This window comes from Hymenobacter setariae (genome assembly GCF_007713685.1).
Taxonomy (GTDB): domain Bacteria; phylum Bacteroidota; class Bacteroidia; order Cytophagales; family Hymenobacteraceae; genus Hymenobacter; species Hymenobacter setariae.
On record NZ_VMRJ01000008.1, the window covers coordinates 76,269 to 93,586 of the forward strand.

Genomic DNA, 17,318 nt, shown 5'->3' on the forward strand with positions numbered 1-17,318 from the left:
AGGTGTTTAGCGTTAATACCAATTGCAAGTAACGAAAACGCAAATGGTGTCCTATGATTCATTGCGCGGCCATCGCAGGTTTGTGGCGATGAATCTACACAGAGTTTCTGCCCCGCCCCGCTGGCGAGCTGCCTTCCGACAAGCTCCTGATAGAGTTGCGCCTGCTCCCCCTGCTAAACCGCGCTTGCAGCCCCCTTAATAAGGTGGGTAATAGGCGTTATTTATCAGTAAGTAATTGCTGTAAGGATAGTTACGTAGTTGTGGGTATCTAACAAATCGCCGTTGCTGCTGGCTCACCTTTGTAAGCGCCCTGCTGGCTGGCCCGGCCATTTTTCTGCTATCCAAAAAAAAGTTTGCCTTTTATTCCCTCGAACCCTGCCGGCGAGGCTGCCTAGAGACTACTTACCCGTGTCGGGGCGGATTAACGCCCCTTCGCATAAACTGATTTTCCACCTCCTACCACCGGGCTGGTGCCCGGCTTTATACAAACGCAACCCAATGAGCACGAAGAAAATTGCCCTTTACACGGCGCTGTTTGCCCTGGCGGCCGGTATGCTATTCACCTGCTACCGAGGAGTGCAGCTCTACCACGAAGTTGCCCGGCCTCCGGTGCTGGTTGCAAATGCAGCGGCCCCCGCCGTGCAACCGGGAAAGCAGGTTACGACCTACACCTTTTCGGTCGTTCGGGAGGTGGTGGTGCCGTCTGCGCCGGTTGCAGTACCTCGGCGCGCTCCCCGCCGCCACAAGTAGGTGAGCGCGCAGCATATAGGCCGGGGTGGACACTCAGGGAAGCGTGGTGCTGACCAGATGACTACGAGCTTCTGCGGCGCCCTGCTGCGTTTCGTGCTGCACGTAATATTCCAGCTGCGTTCCCGGTGCGAAGACATCGGTATCCAGGTAAGGCGAGCGGGTGTTCACGGCCACCTGCTGCCAAGGGCCGGCCGCACCGCCCACCCGGCGGAAAACGTGGGCCACTTCCAGCAGTTCTTTGGAGAAGGCTAGGTGGCGGCCTTCCGGCGTCAGGGTGAGGTCAATTTTGACGGGGTGCATAAAACATGTATAAGCTGTGTGGACGTGCTACTATATGGGTCAGGCAACCATGCCCAATAGCAGAAACAGGAGAAAGCCCACAAAGAAAGCTAGCGTGAGCAGTGGCGTTTCCGCTTCCTCATGGGCTTCGGTCAACAGTTCTTCGGTGACCAGGAACAGCAGGGCGGCCAGGCCAAAGAAAAGCACTATTTCGATCAGGTTACCGGTGGCCCCGCGCAGCACGGTGGTGCCGATGCCCGCCCCAACGAGTAGCATCAGAGAGGTACCCGCCACGATGGCCACGGCCCGGCCCTTGCCGTGCCCGCCATCGCGCAGCTCCACAGCCGTGGCTAGACCTAGCGACAGTAGCTCAATGGTGAGCGCGATGGCCAAGAGGGTGCCCTCCTTCGCGCCCGCCGCGAAGCCGATGCCCAGCAGCAGCCCGTCAATGAGAATGTCGATGCCGATAGCCACCAGCAGGCCCCACGGCAGCGGCGAGGTGCCGGCGGAATTTATCGGGGCCGCGTCCGGCCCGGCCGGCAGCTCCGGGTCGGTTTCCGACTGCTTTTCCAGGCGCTGGGTGAAGTAGCGCAGCCCGAGCATGGTGGCTACACCGAGGCCAAAGCCTAAGACGACCTCGTAGGGCGCATGGTGCTGCACGATGTCGGGCAGCAGCTCCACGGCAACCACGGAGAAGATAACGCCCGCCGCAAAGTGCAGGATGGCGCTGCGTAGCTTGGGGCCAGGGGCGCACCACACGGCCAGCGCCGCGCCGGCAATCATAACTACGGCCGGTAGGAGCGAAAAGCCAAGCAGGGTTGGCCAGGCGGGAGAAGCGGCAGGTATCATTCGGCACGGTCGGCTAGCCAATCCAGTAGCGCAGCTTGGTGCTCCGCTAATTCCTGGCGTACTGGCTGGTGGACACCTAGCAGGGCCATGAGCATTCCGCTTATTTCAATGACATACACCAACGCCTCAAACCAATAGCGGCAGTCAATTGCCGGTGGCAGTTGAATAAAGTCACGGTTAGCCGGGGCGTAGTGGTGCTGCTGGGATAAGTGGCGCTGCACGATGTAGAGCCGGGCCAGATGCTGCGTAGCTGGGTGCGCCTTGATTTGATTAAACATATCCTTCTCAGATAGCGGGCGCGTGTGGCCGTTGGGCACCTGAAACAGGTGATGATGCCGGGGCTCGCGCAGCATTTCCGGGCTTTTCAACTGAGGTTCGCCAGGAACACGCAGCAGGTGTTCCGCTTTCTGGTACAGAGTGGTCCACCGGGTCTGCTCTTCCTGGGCTATCTCCGCGGCACTGGCAGTGGGCATTTCCAGCGCTGTATTTTCAAAAATGGTTTTGACGTACTTGAAGTACTCGATATCAAGTACCATCAGCTCATGCTGAAATGCCTGCGCATCGTCGTTGAATGTTGCCAGGTAGAGCCCCGTCAGGGCATCCGTCAACGCCGTGCGAAATGCCAGGGAGATGGGCAGCTTCAGCTCGATTATTTCCGGCCAGCGCTCCAGGTGGACAACAACCCCAAGTAAGCTGCAACGCATCCGCCGGAGCAGGTCCAGGTAGGTGTGCTGAATCTGGTTTGCTTCGGTGAAGGGCTGGCCAGCGCTCTGAATACTTTCGGTTAGAACTTGGCAGTAATGTCGCAGAACGTCACTGTCTTTCTTATCGCCGTGAATCATGGTTTAGGTTGAGTTAAGCTTAAAATTTCATGCGCTGAATCCGCACGGCGTTGAGGATAGCCAGCAGAGCTACCCCCACGTCGGCAAAAACGGCCTCCCACATGGTGGCTAGGCCGCCGGCCCCGAGGGCCAGCACCACCGCTTTCACGGCGAAGGCCAGCCAGATGTTCTGCCACACCACGGCGTGCGTGGCCACGGCGATGCGGCGGGCGGTGGCAATTTTGCTGGGGTGGTCGGTTTGAATCACCACGTCGGCCGTTTCGATGGTGGCATCCGAGCCGAGGCCGCCCATGGCAATGCCCACGTCGGCCAGGGCCACGACGGGGGCATCATTCACGCCGTCGCCCACGAAGGCCAGGCGGTGGCCGGCGGCTTTCAGGCGCTCGACGTGGGCGGCTTTGTCTTCGGGCAGCAGCCCGCCGTGCGCTTCAGTGATGCCCAGCTCTTTGGCCACGCGCTGCACAATGGCATCCTTGTCGCCCGATAGCATGACGATGGATGTGATGCCCTGCGCTTTCAGCTCCCGCACGGCCTGGGCCGCATCTTCCTTGATTTCGTCGGCCACGGTGAGGTAGCCGGCGTGCTGGCCCCCCACGGCCACTACCACGATGCTATCAATCAACTGGTCGATTTCGGTGGGGTAGGCGACGCTGAATTTGCTGAGCAGCTTAGTGTTGCCAGCCAGTACGTTCTGGCCATCGACCCGGCCGCGCAGGCCGTGGCCAGCTATTTCCTCTACGTTTTCCACGGCCAGGGCCGGGCCAGTGGGCTTGACGTATTGCACCAGGGCCTGCGCGATGGGGTGCGTGGACTTGGCTTCGAGCGCGGCAGCCAGGGCCGTGAACCGGGCTGGGTCCTGGCCAGGGGCAGCCACTACCTGCTGCACGGCAAACACGCCCTTGGTGAGCGTACCAGTCTTGTCCATCACCACGGTGTCAATCTCGCGCATGACGTCGAGAAAGTTGGAGCCCTTGAAAAGCACCCCGACCTTGGAGGCCGCGCCGATGCCGCCGAAGTAGCCCAGCGGAATGCTGATAACCAGCGCGCAGGGGCAGGAAATGACCAGGAATACTAGCGCCCGGTAAAGCCAGTCGCGAAACACGTAGTCATGCACGAAGAAGTAAGGCAGCAGCGTGAGCAGCACGGCCAGCCCCACTACAATGGGCGTGTAGACTTTCGCAAACTTGGTGATGAACTGCTGCGCTTTGGCCTTGCGGCCCACGGCATCCTGCACCATGGCCAAAATCTTGCTCAGCTTGGTGTCCTGGAAGGCAGCCGTAACGGTGATTTGACTCAGCGTGTCCTGATTTATCATGCCTGCCAGCACGGTTTCGTCCCGATGCATAGTTTGCGGCACCGACTCGCCGGTGAGGGCAGCCGTGTTGAAAGTGCCGCGCTCAGATAGCAACGTGCCGTCGAGCGCCACCTTTTCACCGGGTTTCACCTCAATTACGTCGCCCACCGCTACGGCCTTGGGGTCGAGCACCAAGCGCTGGCCACCGCGCAGCACGCCCACTTCAGTGGCCTGAATTTCGAGCAGGGCTTTGATGCTGCGCTTGGCCCGGTTCACGGCCGCGTCCTGAAACAGTTCGCCTACGGTGTAGAACAGCATCACGGCCACCCCTTCGGCGTACTCGCCGAGCGCGAACGCGCCGATGGTGGCGATGCCCATGAGCAGAAATTCGTTGAAAATGTTGCCGCTGGGGATACTCTGCACGGCCGAGCGCAGCACCTTCCAGCCAACCAGCAGGTAGGCCACCGAGTACCAGCCGAAGCGGACGTAGCCGGTAAAAAAGCCGACTTTGTAGTAGTCCAGCGCAATGCCAGCCAGCATCAGTCCCAGGCTAATGGTCGGAGCCAGGTAGGGGTTGTCGCTGGCCGGGCCGTGGTCGTGGTCGCCGTGGTCATGGTCGTGGCCCGCGTGCTCATCGGATTCGCTGCTGTCGCCAGCGTGGTCGTGTTCCGCGTCGCTGTGGTCGTGGCCGGGCACGTCGTGGCCCTGGGGCGCGATGGCGGCAGCGGGCGTGAGCTGGGCGCGGGTGAGCGCGCCTACGTTTTCGGACTGCACCTGCTTGGCGGTGTGCAGTTCCTCGTCAAGGTTATCGGATGAGGGGGCAGGCATAAAGGGAAGCGCAAGTAAGAGCCGGGTAAGTTGAATAGCTACAGGTTATGTTATTAAAGAGCAGGCTCGCCTGGGGTTGGGGCTGCTATGGCTGTAGAGGCTTGAGCTTCCTTATAAGCCTGTTGCAAGTGGCGGTGAAACCTGTCGCTGCGCAGCCGGGCCGTTTGCAGCAGCACGTCCACGGCGGCCATCTCCGCCTCATAGGCTGCCCATTCGTCCGGCCCGACGATGGCCAGCACATCGAGGCGGGTGGCTAGCGGTGTCGACCATTCCTCGAATCGGGCTAGCGCGGCCATTCTTTTCGCCAGCTTGTCCGCACTGAGCAGTTGCCTGGGAGAGTTTTTGGCATTACCGTTCATCCACACGCGCCAGTTTTGGCCGGCTTTCGAGGAGTTGCAGGTGCCGCAGCAGGGCACCAGATTGAAAATATCGGTAACCCACCCGGTGGGGCGGCCTCTTTCCGCCGGGTTGCTTTTCCCGACGAGGCTGCGAAAGTGGTCGAGCTGCGTGGCGCGTTGTTGCCCGCAGTAAACACACGCGACGTAGTCGACCGCGGGCGAAGCAATACCCAAATGGGTCCGCCAGGTGGCTTCTTGCGCCGCCGTGGGTCGAATTTCCGGGACGATGGTATTGATAAACGACCGATTCAGGGAGAGCTTCAGGCGGTTTATTTTCATACGGGCCGGAAACCCAATGCCTGCGGGTTTGCGAACGGTAGCGTGTTTCAGTTGCTTAGCCATAGTGTGCTGCTTCTTACTCTTCTTCCTCAGCATTTTTGAGTTTGCCCAGCAGCGCATACGCGCCTTCGGTGACGAAGCGCAGGGGCTTGCCTTGCTCGGCGGCGGGCAGGTGGATTTCGGTATACCCGTCCTCGCTCACGCCCCGCGTCACGGGCACCATTCGGTAGGCGGCCGTGCCGGCTTTGGCGGCCGAATCGGCTGTCACGAATACGAAGGCCTGCGCCCCGTACTGCACCACCGCCTTTTCGGGTAGGGTGGGCACGGTTACGCGGTTGGTTTCGATGACGGCCCGCACGAAGGTGCCCGGCAGCAGCTGCTCGTCCTCGCGGTCGAGGTGGGCGTGCACGCGCACGGTGCGCTCGTCGCTGATGGTCTTGCTAATAAGGTAGACGTGGGCCGTGCGCTCGCGGCTCACCGAGTCGTTGCCCAGCGAGAAGCGCACCAGCTGCTGCTCCTTCACCTGCGGGATGTCTTTTTCAAACACGGTTAGCTCGACGTGCAGGTGCTGCGGGTTCACGATTTCAAACAGCACGTCGGTGGGAGTCACGCTCTGGCCGATGCTCACGTTCACCGCTTTCACGAAGCCGCTGCGCGGAGCGCGCAGGGTGGCCGTGCTGACGATGGTCCCGCCGATGGGCAGGCCCGCCAGGCGCAGGCGGGCGGCCTGGGCGTTGGTTTTCACTTGCAGGGCCTCGTACTCGGCCTGGGCGCGCTGGTAGTTTTTCTGCGGGGCGACTTCCTGCCGGTACAGCTCGCCCTGCCGCTCGTACTCGGCGCGGGCGTACTTGAGCTGGCTGCGGGCCTCCTGGTAGTCCTGTTGCAGCTGCACGAAATCGGGGTTGCGGATGACGGCCAGTACCTGGCCGGCGCGCACCCGCGAGCCTTGCAGCAGGTCGGTGCGGTCCACGAAGCCGCCGAGCGGGGCGCTGACGGACACCAGGTTTTCCGGCGGCACGTCCAGCACGCCGTTCACTTTGAGGCCGCCACTCATGGGGCGCTGGGTGAGGGTGCCCAGGCGCACGCCGCCTACCTGCTGCTCGGCCGTGGTGAGGGTTACGCGGTCGGGGGCGGCTTGCTCGCCCGCTTCGCCGACGGGCGCAGCGTTGGCGGATTCCTTGTCGGTGGCGGCTTCTTTCGCGCCGCAGCCAGCCAGCAGGCTGAGTAGCACCAGATAAGTTGCTAGTATTCGCATGATTCTGAAGATGAGGGAGAGGCAGGATAGCCAGTCGGCTACTGCCCGCCTAGGAGGTATTCCAGCTCGATAACGGTCTGGTTGTGTTGCAGCAGCGCGTCGAGGTAGTCGAGGCGCAGGCGGCGGGCGCGTTCCAGGTTGAGCAGGTATTCGGAGTAGCCGGTTTCGCCCGCCTTGTAGCCGATGGTGGACAGGCGGGTAATCACGGCCGCCTGCGGCAGGGCCGTGGCCTCGAAGTAGGCCAGGCGCTGCTGCTGCTCGCGACGGCGGGCCAGCAGCTCATCGAGCCGGCCAGCTATTTCGGCGCGGTAGCGGTCGAAGCCGGCCTGGGCTACCTGCTCTTGCAGGCGGGCGGCCTGCACCCGCGCCTTTTGGGGCCGTCGCCACAGCGGGACGGCCACGCCGGCCTGCACCCCCTGGAAGCGGGAGCCGGGTCCGAAATAGCTTTCGGTACCGGCCGCGTCGAGGCGCTGGTAGCCAATGATACTCTGGTTGAAGTAGCCGACCGTGAACTCGGGCAGCCCGGCGGCCTGGGCCACGCGGGTTTCGGCCCGGCGCTCGACTACCCGCTGGGCCAGCACCCGCGCCTGGGGATTGGTGCGACTCAGCAGCGTATCGGCCAAGGCGGGGGCGATAGTGTCGGCTAGGGCCGTCGCGCCCAGCAGGGCCAGCGGGTGCAACAAGCTATCGGCCACAACGATGGCGGTGGGCACTTGCAGCAGGGCTTGCAGCTGGCGCTGCGCCACCCGGAAGTCGGTGCGGGCGGCCAGTAATTGGGTGCGGATTTCGCCCTGCTGCACCAGGGCCGTGGCGGGCTCCAGGCGGGCCGCCTCCCCGGTTTTGAAGCGCAGATTTGCGGAGCGCAGAAACTCGGTATACACGCTATCCTGCCCGCGCAGCACCCGTAGGCGGTGGCGGGCGTGCACGGCCTGTTCGTAGCTCAAGCGCACCTGGCGGCGCAACTCGGCCTGCACCTGCGCCAGCTGGGCCTGCTGGCCAGCAATGCGGGCATCGGCCAGGTTGGCGGCGCTGCGGTACACGCCGGGCAGGGCCAGGGCCTGGGTGATGGTGAACTGATTATCCCGGTTCTGCGAATTATACTGACCATAGCTGCCGGTGATAGTGGTGCGGCCGTAGTCGTAGGCAGTACGGCGCACGGCCTGCTGGGCTTCCAGCGCCCGAGTGCCGGCCAGCACCGTGCCGTTGGTTTGCAAGGCCTGCGTCACAGCTTGGGGCGCGGTAAGCGGGCCTTGGGCGTGCCCTAGCAGCGGCAGGAGTAGCAGGAATAGCGTCGCCACGGGCAGGGCTTTGGCTGAAGCCGCATGGGGTTCGGGCGCGGGCTCCACGGCCTTTTTTCGCTCCGAAAGCGCGTACAGCACCGGCAGCACCAGCAGGGTGAGCAGCGTGGCCGACACCAGCCCGCCGATAACAACGGTGGCCAGCGGGCGCTGCACTTCGGCCCCGGCCGAGGTGGCCAGCGCCATCGGCAAGAAGCCTAGCGAGGCGACGGTAGCGGTCATGAGCACGGGGCGCAGGCGTACCTCAGTGCCACGTAGGATGCGCTCGCTCAGGTCGGTAATCCCGTCGGCTTTCAGTTGGTTGAAGTAGCCAATGAGCACGATGCCGTTGAGCACGGCCACCCCAAACAGGGCAATAAAGCCCACCCCGGCCGAGATGCTGAACGGCATCCCGCGCAGCCACAGCGCCGCGATGCCGCCGATAGCCGAAAGCGGAATGGCCGTGAAAATCATCACCGACTGCTTCAGCGAGCCAAAGGTGAAGAACAGCAGCACGAAGATGAGCACCAGCGCCACCGGCACCGCAATACTGAGGCGCTCGGTGGCCAGCCGCAGGTTCTCAAACTGGCCGCCGTAGGTGGTGTAGTAGCCGGGAGCGAACTTCACCTGCTTATCAATTTTGCCTTGCAACTCCTTCACCACCGTTTCCACGTCGCGGCCCCGCACGTTGAAGGCCACGCTGATGCGGCGCTTGGCATCGTCGCGCTGAATCTGGTTGGGCCCTTCGCGCAATTCCACGTTAGCGACCTGCTCCAGGGGCACCTGCCGGCCGTTAGGACCCGCTATGAAGATGCGGCGCACGCTGTTAATATCCTTGCGCAAATCCTGGCGCAGGCGCAGCACGAGGTCAAAGCGGCGTTCCTGCTCGAAGACCTGGCCGGCCACTTCGCCCGCGAAGGCCGTTTGCACGGTGCGGTTGACGTCGGCCACGTTCAGGCCGAACTGCGCGAGGCGGTTGCGGTCGAGCTGCACCACGATTTGGGGCAGGCCGGTCACCTGCTCCACGTACACGTCTTCGGCCCCCTTAACCTGCCGCACGAGGCGGCCGGCCTGCTGGGCGTAGTCGGCCAGCTGCTGCAAGTCCTCGCCGTAGATTTTGAGCACCACGTCCTGCTTGGCCCCGGAAATCAGCTCGTTGAAACGCATTTGGATGGGCTGCTGGAAGCTGAAGGTGACGCCGGGCATCACGCTTAGGGCCTGGGCCATCTTGTCGGCCAGCGCCTCGCGGTCAGGGGCCGAGGTCCAGTCTTTTTGGTCCTTGAGGATAATCATCAGGTCGGCCGCCTCTACCGGCATGGGGTCGGTGGGAATCTCGCCCGACCCAATTTTGGCTACCACCTCCTTGACTTCGGGGAATTGCTTTTTGATGATGGCCCCGGCCTGCTGGGCCTGCTCGATGGTGTAGCTCAGCGAGGAGCCGGTGAGCACGCGCATCTCGACCGCAAAGTCGCCTTCGCTGAGCGTGGGGATAAACTCACCGCCCAGCGTGCGAAACAGTAAGAAGCCACCCACCAGCAGGCCGCTGGCGGTGAGCAATACCACGGCCTGGTGGCGCAGCGCGCCCTTGAGCAGGGGATGATAAACCCGCGTGAAAAAGGCCATCATCCGGTCGGACAGCGTCTTTTCGTTCACCGTGGACCGGCTCAGGGCCAGCGCCGACATCATCGGCACGTAGGTCAGGCTCAGGATGAAGGCCCCGAGAATGGCGAAGGCCACGGTTTCGGCCATCGGCCGGAACATCTTGCCCTCGATGCCGGCTAGGGCCAGCAGCGGCAGGTACACGATGAGGATGATGATTTCCCCGAACGCGGCCGACGAGCGGATTTTGCTGGCCGCCTGGTAGGTTTCGTCGTTCATCTGCGCGGTATTCAGCCGGTTGCCGGGTACTTGCAGCTGCCCGCCGTGCAGGCGGTGGATGATGGCCTCGACGATAATCACGGCCCCGTCCACAATCAGCCCGAAGTCGATAGCCCCGAGGCTCATCAGGTTGCCTGACACGCCGAACAGGCGCATCAGACTCACCGCAAAGAGCATGGCCAGCGGAATGACCGAAGCCACCACCAGCCCCGCCCGCCAGTTGCCGAGAAAGAGCACCAGCACGAAAATTACGATGAGCGCGCCTTCCAGCAGGTTCTTGGTAACGGTGTGAATGGCACGGTCTACTAGGTTGGAGCGGTCGAGAAACGGCTCCACGGTTACGCCCTCGGGCAGGGTCTTGCGGATGGTGGCCATGCGCGTGTTCACGTCCTTGATGACCTCAGCGGCATTAGCCCCTTTGAGCATGAGCACCAGCCCGCCGGTTACTTCGCCCTGGTTGTTGAGCGTCATGGCCCCGTAGCGCACGGCCGCGCCGTAGCGCACCTCGGCCACGTCGCGTACCAGCACGGGCAGGCCGGCGCGGGTACTGCGAATGACGATGTTGCCAATGTCGGCCGGACTTGTGGCCAGCCCTTCGGTGCGGATGAAGGCGGCCGTGGGGTTCTGGTCGAGGTAGGCTCCGCCGGCATTCTGGTTGTTGGCGGCCACAGCCTGGTACACCTCGTTGACCGTGACGCCCAGCGAGCGCAGGCGCTCGGGGTCGAGGGCCACCTCGTACTGCTTAAGCAGGCCGCCGAAGCTGCTCACATCGGCCACGCCGGGCGTACCCAGCAGCTGGCGACGCACTAGCCAGTCCTGAATGGTGCGCAGCGCGGTGGCGTCGTACTGCTTCTCGTAGCCCGGCTTGGCGCGCACCAGGTACTGGTACACTTCGCCCAGGCCGGTGCTGAGCGGGGCCAGCGCGGGGCGGCCGGTGCCGGCCGGAATCTGGCTTTCGGCCTCTTTCAGCCGCTCCGAAACCTGGGTGCGAGCCCAGTAGATGTCAGTTTTGTCCTCAAAAACGACAGTGACCACCGAGAGGCCAAAGCGCGAAAACGAGCGGATTTCGGTCTGGCTGGGGATGGTGGCCATGGCCTGCTCGACGGGAAAAGACACCAGGCGCTCAATCTCCTGGGCGGCCAGCGAGGGGGCCACGGTGTACACCACCACCTGGTTGCTGGTGATGTCGGGCAGCGCGTCAATGGGGAGCTGGCTGAGCGAGTAGCCGCCCCAGGCCACCAGGGCTAGGGTCAGCAGCCCGATAATGAGCTTGTTATGAATAGAAAAATGAATCAGCCGGTCGAACATCCGCTGGTTGGGGGTTAGGTCTAACGCTTCCGAGAAACCCTGCGGCGCGGCGGCCCCGGCCCGGCGGGCGGGAGCGGCAGCGACATGACCCGGCCCGTGCGAAACGCACGAAGAAGGTGGCTGGGGCGCACGCAGCGCCCGGCCACCCGGCGGGGGTCAGCAGGAAAGAGGGGGAAGAGTTAGGCCTGCGGCGGCTGCCACACGGCCCCGAGTGCCCGCGTGGGGGCGGCCACGACCAAGCGGGCGTGGCGGGGGCTGGCTGCCCACTCGGTGGGCAGGGGGGTAGGCTGCCTGCGCGGTCAGGGCCGCCGGCACAATGGCCCCGCCGCAGCAGTGGCACTGGCAGAGCGGGGAGCACCAGTCGCCCAGCGTGCCGGTTCCGCAGTCCGAGTGCGAAGCTCCGATAGTGGTCTGCTGCTGGTCTTGGCACACGGGGGCCTCATCCGTGCAGGTGAGGCACGAGAGGAAGGCGAAGTAGCAGGCAAAAAACAGGGCAAGCAGGCGCATGTGCCGGCAAAGGTAGGGATTTCAGATGAGAGGCGCAGTTTGCTGCCGGGGGTAACCAGCGGCCTGCGCGCCACCCGCTGCTAATGCTAACGACTGGGTAAGGCCGCCGCAAGCTGATACGTTAGCGACTTGCCGTGCTGGCCCCGCATAAAATCCATAAATACCGTCAAATCTTCCGCTACCCGACTTTGCTCCAAAGCATCAAAATAGGCCTGCCGGTCTTCGCGAAACACGATGGTCAACGGCTGGCCGTAGTAGCGCTGCACATAGTTCATAAGCAGGCGGGAGGTACGGCCGTTGCCATCGTTAAAGGGGTGGATGCTTACCAGCCGCTGGTGCGCCTCGAAGGCCAGTTCCAACTGCTCACGCAGCGTGGTAGCCGTTGGCATTCGCTCGCGCAGCTCCCCGACGAGGGCGGCCACCAGCGCCGGCACCTTTTGCGCATTGGGAAACGAAGTGGCCCTGACGATAAACACGTTGGTGCGGCGCAGGTCGCCTTGCGTGGGGTCTACGGTACCCAAAGCCGTATTCGTAATCCGGCCGGTGCTGCGCATGACGGCCGCCGCCAGTTCCCGCAGGAAGGCCGGGCCGGGCAGGCGGCCCGCGCCACTACCAGGTCGAGGGCGCGGGCGTGGTCGCCGAGCATGTCGTAGCCTTCAAGTGGCTTGCCCGGCCCCAGGGCCGGCGCTTCGCCGAGCAGGAAGTTCATCGCTTCGGGCACCGTCACTCCGGAACCCTCTATCCTAGTGGAGTGGGCCGACACCATTACCTGGCTCAACTGCTGGCTGGTCTGCTACCAGCAGGCGGCAACTGCCGCACCTGCTAGGTTAGGCGCTCAAGCTCGGCCCAGTTATACCGCCTGCCGTAGGGTGGCCGCCTGCAACTCCGCCACGTTCAGCGTGGCCAGGGGCAGGGGAGCGGTCAGGCCCGCGCCGTGAATCAGGTCACTGGCCCAGGCCGCCAGGTCGTAGGCGTAAATCATGCGCCGGCCGGCCTCATCCTGATATTCTGTTTTGCCGCGCATGAAGGCCTCCAGGTCCGGCCGTAGGGCCGCCGGTACTTCGGCCAGCGCCTGGTCGGGGTGGGTGGGGCTGAGCAGCGAGTTCAGGTAGTCCCGCAGCGCCTGGTAAGCGGCTTGGCTGGCTGAGGTCATGGGCAAAATGGGAAAGGCCAGCTCTTGGAACAGTAACCAAAAGTAACAAATCTACCCTGATACCCGTCGTTTGGGTTTGTTATAAATTAGGGTAAACCCTCTGCCTTCACTGCCACGCAGCTTCTCATTTCTGCGGCTATGGGTAGCGTCGTAGTCAAATGAGTGAAGCCAATGGTTGCCCATAACCCTGCATCAGGACCGCGTTGGCGGCCACCAACTCGGCCTGAGCCTTGGCAACACAGGTGCGAAGCCAGGTAGCTAGGGTTGCCAGAACATACTCGTCAGGCGAATGCGTAGTGCGAGATATACCAATGCAGAGCGATTGTGGACTTCTCCTTCGTGAAGACCATAAGCACCGACCCAGCAGATTTTTGCGACTTTTCAGACCATTATTTTTTAGCCTGCAAGTGCCCGAATAGCTTTGTCGAATGCCGCAAGCCAGCCCGATGTACACCCCCCTTACCTCACTCCGCGAACTGCGCAAGCGCGCTCAGAAGTCTCAGGAACAGCTAGCTGCTGTGCTACACATCACCCGGTCTGCCTATAGTAAGCTGGAGCGCAACCAGACCGAGCTATCCGTAAAAAGGGCCTGCCAAATTGCCCAATTTCTTGCTATTCCAGTCAGTGAGCTGCTACCCTTGCCCACGCCCAATCCGGCGGCAGTTGGTGGCCCCGCAGCAGAACTATTATACCTGCGGGCAGCTGCCGAACACAGCGTACTGGATGCTTACATCCGCGCAGGCATGGCTTTTCAGGAAAACATTCCCTTTGACGAGCTAGACGAAAACTGCTGGGTTTACCTCGACCTGTGCGGGATTAAAACCCGCGAAGAGTACGAGGCCACTGATGGGCTCATTACTCGGCCGGTCGCTGGCAGCAGTCAGCATGCTTTTGAGCAGATTTTACGTGACCCAGGCATTTACGCTCTTTTTGAGCACGGCATCATTCAAGAAGCGTTTCTCCTTGACTTTTGGCAGGTGTTCAAAGCCAAAGCTGCGCCCTACTTCGAGTTCGAAGACAAGCTGTTTGGCGCGGTAACCAAGCCGCTGCTCGCCGCCGAGCCAGAACCCGGTGCCGACGCTGCGATGATTAGCTCCTGGCCGGAGCCACTCTTGTTTGGCCCCGAAGAAGCTGAAGGAGAAGAGAAAATCCAGGAACAGGTCAGCAAGCTTCCACCGGTGAACTGGACGGAGATTTCTCAGGATTCGGATGCCCGCCTGCTGGCATGGGAGCTGGCAGAGCTGGTTTTTTATAACCCTAACCCCGCGTTTGCTCATCTGCGCCACAACCCTGCCGAATACGCCCGTACCCTGGCTCGCCTGGTGGGATTAGCGTGGGTAGTAGAAAGCACGAGTGAAACAGTAACCTCCATCGACATGCTGCAGGAGGAGGCTAAGCAACTGGCCGGCGAGCCATACTCCCGTGAGTTTCAGGCCGCCTGTGAGGTATTTGCCAGCAGGTATCGAGAGGCCTACCGCTAGATAAGCCCCTAGCGGAAATCTGGCTGGCTGAGCGATTGAGCAGAAATATTTGGTGACCGAATAAGCCGCAACCAATTGCTGGTGAGCGGCTTCATGCGCTTTTTTGCTATTGTAGAAAAGTGGGACTCTGCTGAAACGCATCCCATCTTTTTGCTACCCTAGTCGAGCTGGCCAAGCAAGTTGTCAATAAGTTGCCGGATGTGTAAAAGCTCCGCCCGAATGGGTGATTCCTGAGTTTGCGGATAGTCCACCAACTCATCTTCTGCAGCATCAACCGGCGCGTTTGGATAAAACTGCTCTTTCACGCGAACCCCCGCCTTAGTCCCGGGAATAGGCTCTAATTCATTATAGGGGCAATAGTAGTTATAGAGAATGGGACCATCTCCGTACTCACCATTCGTGTACCAGTGGCGCTGTTGGTAGCGCTGGCCCTTCCCATCCGTCAGGGCTTCAGTAGCCGCAGGTATCGTTCTGGTTGGTGGTGGGCACTCCACCATGAAGGCTACTAATCCCTCGTAGCCCGCTTGCACCGGGACTATCAGCTCGGCTAAGTAGTCGGAATGGCTTTTGAAAAGCGGAGAGCCAACGCCTGGCAGCACTTTCCAAAGTTTATCCAGCGAAATAGCCGCTTCTACTCGTTCGGCCTGTTCCCACCAGGCTACTGCTTCTTGTACAGCAATGCCTGCGGTATCGTCGAGGGTATAACGGGCCCACAGCAGCTTATTAAGCTTGAACTTGAGATTCATAAGCAGACTCGTCGCTTGCTGCTGCAAAACTCTGAGCTGCTCGTAGTTTTCGTATTCGTAGCCCTGCATGTGGGGAATCGCATACAGCTCTTCCTGAGCCTGCAAGTGCCGCAACACTATACTGCCGTAAGTCCTGGGGTTCAACTGCCACCGGCCTATCTCCTGGTTATTTTGCTCAACAACTAGTTCTGCGCTAATGGGCTGCTTTGGCGAAGCACCAATGTCCGAGCGTGGTGAAAGATACCAGCAGGCATTGGTAGCGGCATACTGGTCCAGCAATGGCGCTAACTGTGCGTTAGCTAAGGGCTTCGGTAGCTTTGCTTTTGTTTCCTTTGTCATGAATAAATCTTGGCCGGTAGCGTGTGCTTTTTAGTAAATGTCAACCTCGGCCCACTGCACGTTCACTTCTGAATACGCTTCAGCGGCTAGAAAACCGCCGGTCAATAGCTCGACCTTTAGCAGCGCGCAGCGCTTCATAAGTGGGAGTAAGTCGCGCCAGACAAGTCGTAGCGGCAGCGACTTCTTCAGCCAGTCCTGCCTCTGCTCGGCGCAGTGCAGCGCCAACAAGCTCGGCTTCGCGTTCGCGCGCTGCCACTCGGCTTGCATGGTCTGCTCGGCGCTGGCCAAGTGCCTCTTCCGCTGCTGCAACTGCTGGCTCCAGTCGTTCAAGCTCTGCGCGTAGTCGCTCAGCTGTTGCAAGCTCGCGTTCAAATCGTCCCAGCTCGGCACTGCGCCGGATAATATCGGGTGTTTCGTCTTCCAGGCTTCTAATTCGTCGTGCAAGCGCGTCTCCCGCTCGGTGGCTGCGTCTTTCCAGGTAGCTGCTAAGCCGGGCAATTCGCGCCTGCGCTGCGTGTTCTGCTGCCGTAGCTGCGTCAATAGCTGTGGAGCTTGCTGCTGCCTGTCGCTCAAGCTCTGCCGCAGCGCGTTGAAAGCGCTGGTCAAGGTTTGCTTTTTCTGCTTCAAGCTTACGTCGTAACTGTTCTCGGCTTGCTGTAAGAGCCTGGATTGTTCGTCGATTCGCTGTGCGGCGCTCTTCCACTCGTTTTCGTAGGTCAGGAGCTGCTGCTCGATAAGCTGCGTCGAGGGCCAGGTCAGCTGCGCTGATTTCGCCGCTAAGTCGCGCTTGCTCGCTTTCAAAGATGCGCGCCACGTCTGTTTTTTCTGCGACCAGCTCAGCTTTTTCGCGCTCAATTTCTGCCGCTGCTTCTCCAAACGACGCGCATATTTCTGCCTCAGCGCCGGCAAGCGCTGCTCTAAAAGCGTCGTCCTCTCGGCCTTCCGCTGCCGTAAGGTCTGCTCCCGCGCCTGCAAAGCGGTCACGAAGGGCTGCCATTGCAGCTCCGCCCACAAACTTTCTAAGACTGCGAGCTGCCTCTCTAATCTCGTGGAGCTGGCATTCAAGGGACTCTGGCTCGTCGGCCGGTGCTTCGTCAGGATAGATTCCACCAGGTGCCGGAGGGCTGGCGGCATCACGTCCAATGGGGTCAGTAGTTTCTCGCTCATGGTTGTAAAGCCATGCGGTGCTGGCATGAGAGGCTAGTAAATCTTCAATTTCCTGGGCCGACAGGAAATAGGGAATGGTAATTTCAATCGTGTCCACCTGTGCCCGGCGCAGGGCCACGAGTTTTTTGTAGTCTACCTCGTGCGTAACATGGATTTCGATGAGTAGGAGCAGCTTGTCTTCCGCATCGGTGAAAATGACGTCGGGCCGGTATAGCGCGCGCTGCTCCCCCGGCACGGCCTCGAACTTGCCCGCTTCCCGCTGGAAGTCCAGGCCACACGCGACATTTTCATACACGGTACGCTCGTTGTAGACGTGCACGGCCCGCACCGTGCGGGCTTCCCGCAGGATGGGTACCGGTCCGTAGTAACCCTCCGCTCGCCGGGCCACCACGGGAGGTACCCGCACCCACTGCCGCTGCTGGAGTACCGCTTTGGCGTGGCGGTGAGCATGAGTTTCGTCCTGGTAGCGGCAATGCTCCTCCAGCGTGCGCACCTTGTGGCGAAAGTGCCGGGTCTGGTTTATGTCGCCGTAGCACAGGATAACGGGCTTGTCGCAGCCCCGGCAGGTGTAAGCCTGGCAGAGCTTGTCGGCTTCGTCGGCCCGCACTACCTTGCCCTGAGCATCGTGGGCAAACGCGAACTTGATACGGGCAGCCATTGAGTAGAAAAGTGCGCTATAAAAAAACAG

14 protein-coding genes are annotated in these 17,318 nt (G+C 61.5%); 2 read left to right on the forward strand and 12 right to left on the reverse strand.

The genetic code is table 11. From position 1 onward, the window contains the following. Positions 1-498: 498 nt before the first annotated feature. The gene (locus FNT36_RS24085; protein WP_144853087.1) at positions 499-750 is read left to right on the forward strand and encodes a hypothetical protein; all 252 of its coding nucleotides are present in this window, start codon (positions 499-501) and stop codon (positions 748-750) included. A gap of 33 nt (positions 751-783) precedes the next feature. Here FNT36_RS24085 and FNT36_RS24090 read toward each other — a convergent pair whose 3' ends face one another. The 10 genes from FNT36_RS24090 to FNT36_RS24135 form a co-directional block, all read right to left on the reverse strand. Then, complete coding sequence (locus FNT36_RS24090; RefSeq protein WP_144853088.1) at positions 784-1,050, reverse strand: hypothetical protein; 267 nt, start codon at positions 1,048-1,050, stop codon at positions 784-786. A gap of 39 nt (positions 1,051-1,089) precedes the next feature. Next, on the reverse strand, positions 1,090-1,878 hold the full coding sequence (locus FNT36_RS24095; protein WP_233636197.1) for a ZIP family metal transporter: 789 nt from the start codon (positions 1,876-1,878) through the stop codon (positions 1,090-1,092). Then, complete coding sequence (locus tag FNT36_RS24100) at positions 1,875-2,720, reverse strand: hypothetical protein (RefSeq protein WP_144853090.1); 846 nt, start codon at positions 2,718-2,720, stop codon at positions 1,875-1,877. Before FNT36_RS24100 ends, FNT36_RS24095 begins: the two co-directional genes overlap by 4 nt. Positions 2,721-2,739: 19 nt before the next feature. Further along, positions 2,740-4,842, reverse strand: coding sequence for a heavy metal translocating P-type ATPase (locus FNT36_RS24105; protein WP_144853092.1), 2,103 nt, complete (start codon positions 4,840-4,842; stop codon positions 2,740-2,742). A gap of 53 nt (positions 4,843-4,895) precedes the next feature. Beyond that, positions 4,896-5,519 carry an HNH endonuclease gene (locus FNT36_RS24110; protein ID WP_144853093.1) on the reverse strand — a complete coding sequence of 208 codons (624 nt, stop codon included), beginning with the start codon at positions 5,517-5,519 and terminating at the stop codon, positions 4,896-4,898. A gap of 76 nt (positions 5,520-5,595) precedes the next feature. After that, entirely contained in the window at positions 5,596-6,774 is a 1,179-nt protein-coding gene (locus tag FNT36_RS24115; protein ID WP_144853095.1) for an efflux RND transporter periplasmic adaptor subunit, read from the reverse strand. A 38-nt stretch (positions 6,775-6,812) separates the two neighbouring features. Next, positions 6,813-11,237 (reverse strand): CusA/CzcA family heavy metal efflux RND transporter, encoded by a 4,425-nt coding sequence (locus FNT36_RS24120; protein WP_144853097.1) that lies wholly within the window; start codon positions 11,235-11,237, stop codon positions 6,813-6,815. 156 nt (positions 11,238-11,393) lie between these two features. Beyond that, positions 11,394-11,744 carry a DUF6660 family protein gene (locus tag FNT36_RS24125; RefSeq protein ID WP_144853099.1) on the reverse strand — a complete coding sequence of 117 codons (351 nt, stop codon included), beginning with the start codon at positions 11,742-11,744 and terminating at the stop codon, positions 11,394-11,396. A gap of 86 nt (positions 11,745-11,830) precedes the next feature. Beyond that, positions 11,831-12,298: a Fic family protein gene (locus tag FNT36_RS24130; protein WP_144853101.1), complete on the reverse strand. Its 468-nt coding sequence runs from the start codon at positions 12,296-12,298 to the stop codon at positions 11,831-11,833. A 296-nt stretch (positions 12,299-12,594) separates the two neighbouring features. Beyond that, positions 12,595-12,897: a hypothetical protein gene (locus tag FNT36_RS24135; protein ID WP_144853103.1), complete on the reverse strand. Its 303-nt coding sequence runs from the start codon at positions 12,895-12,897 to the stop codon at positions 12,595-12,597. A 428-nt stretch (positions 12,898-13,325) separates the two neighbouring features. Here FNT36_RS24135 and FNT36_RS24140 point away from each other — a divergent pair, with 428 nt between their 5' ends. After that, positions 13,326-14,378, forward strand: coding sequence for a helix-turn-helix domain-containing protein (locus FNT36_RS24140; RefSeq protein WP_144853105.1), 1,053 nt, complete (start codon positions 13,326-13,328; stop codon positions 14,376-14,378). Between the two features lie 158 nt (positions 14,379-14,536). Here the strand turns inward: FNT36_RS24140 and FNT36_RS24145 are convergent, their stop codons facing one another. Together FNT36_RS24145 and FNT36_RS24150 are read right to left on the reverse strand one after the other, a co-directional pair. Continuing rightward, complete coding sequence (locus FNT36_RS24145) at positions 14,537-15,463, reverse strand: hypothetical protein (RefSeq protein WP_144853107.1); 927 nt, start codon at positions 15,461-15,463, stop codon at positions 14,537-14,539. 79 nt (positions 15,464-15,542) lie between these two features. Further along, the gene (locus FNT36_RS24150; protein ID WP_144853109.1) at positions 15,543-17,288 is read right to left on the reverse strand and encodes a coiled-coil domain-containing protein; all 1,746 of its coding nucleotides are present in this window, start codon (positions 17,286-17,288) and stop codon (positions 15,543-15,545) included. Positions 17,289-17,318: the final 30 nt, after the last annotated feature.

Bases quoted from the DNA above. Each gene is read 5' to 3' on its own strand.
- FNT36_RS24110 (WP_144853093.1), bottom strand. From the start codon at position 5,519: ATGAAAATAAACCGCCTGAAGCTCTCCCTGAATCGGTCGTTTATCAAT.
- FNT36_RS24100 (WP_144853090.1), bottom strand. From the start codon at position 2,720: ATGATTCACGGCGATAAGAAAGACAGTGACGTTCTGCGACATTACTGC.
- FNT36_RS24085 (WP_144853087.1), top strand. From the start codon at position 499: ATGAGCACGAAGAAAATTGCCCTTTACACGGCGCTGTTTGCCCTGGCG.
- FNT36_RS24140 (WP_144853105.1), top strand. From the start codon at position 13,326: ATGCCGCAAGCCAGCCCGATGTACACCCCCCTTACCTCACTCCGCGAA.
- FNT36_RS24135 (WP_144853103.1), bottom strand. From the start codon at position 12,897: ATGACCTCAGCCAGCCAAGCCGCTTACCAGGCGCTGCGGGACTACCTG.
- FNT36_RS24090 (WP_144853088.1), bottom strand. From the start codon at position 1,050: ATGCACCCCGTCAAAATTGACCTCACCCTGACGCCGGAAGGCCGCCAC.
- FNT36_RS24120 (WP_144853097.1), bottom strand. From the start codon at position 11,237: ATGTTCGACCGGCTGATTCATTTTTCTATTCATAACAAGCTCATTATC.
- FNT36_RS24130 (WP_144853101.1), bottom strand. From the start codon at position 12,298: ATGCGCAGCACCGGCCGGATTACGAATACGGCTTTGGGTACCGTAGAC.
- FNT36_RS24145 (WP_144853107.1), bottom strand. From the start codon at position 15,463: ATGACAAAGGAAACAAAAGCAAAGCTACCGAAGCCCTTAGCTAACGCA.
- FNT36_RS24125 (WP_144853099.1), bottom strand. From the start codon at position 11,744: ATGCGCCTGCTTGCCCTGTTTTTTGCCTGCTACTTCGCCTTCCTCTCG.
- FNT36_RS24095 (WP_233636197.1), bottom strand. From the start codon at position 1,878: ATGATACCTGCCGCTTCTCCCGCCTGGCCAACCCTGCTTGGCTTTTCG.
- FNT36_RS24150 (WP_144853109.1), bottom strand. From the start codon at position 17,288: ATGGCTGCCCGTATCAAGTTCGCGTTTGCCCACGATGCTCAGGGCAAG.
- FNT36_RS24115 (WP_144853095.1), bottom strand. From the start codon at position 6,774: ATGCGAATACTAGCAACTTATCTGGTGCTACTCAGCCTGCTGGCTGGC.
- FNT36_RS24105 (WP_144853092.1), bottom strand. From the start codon at position 4,842: ATGCCTGCCCCCTCATCCGATAACCTTGACGAGGAACTGCACACCGCC.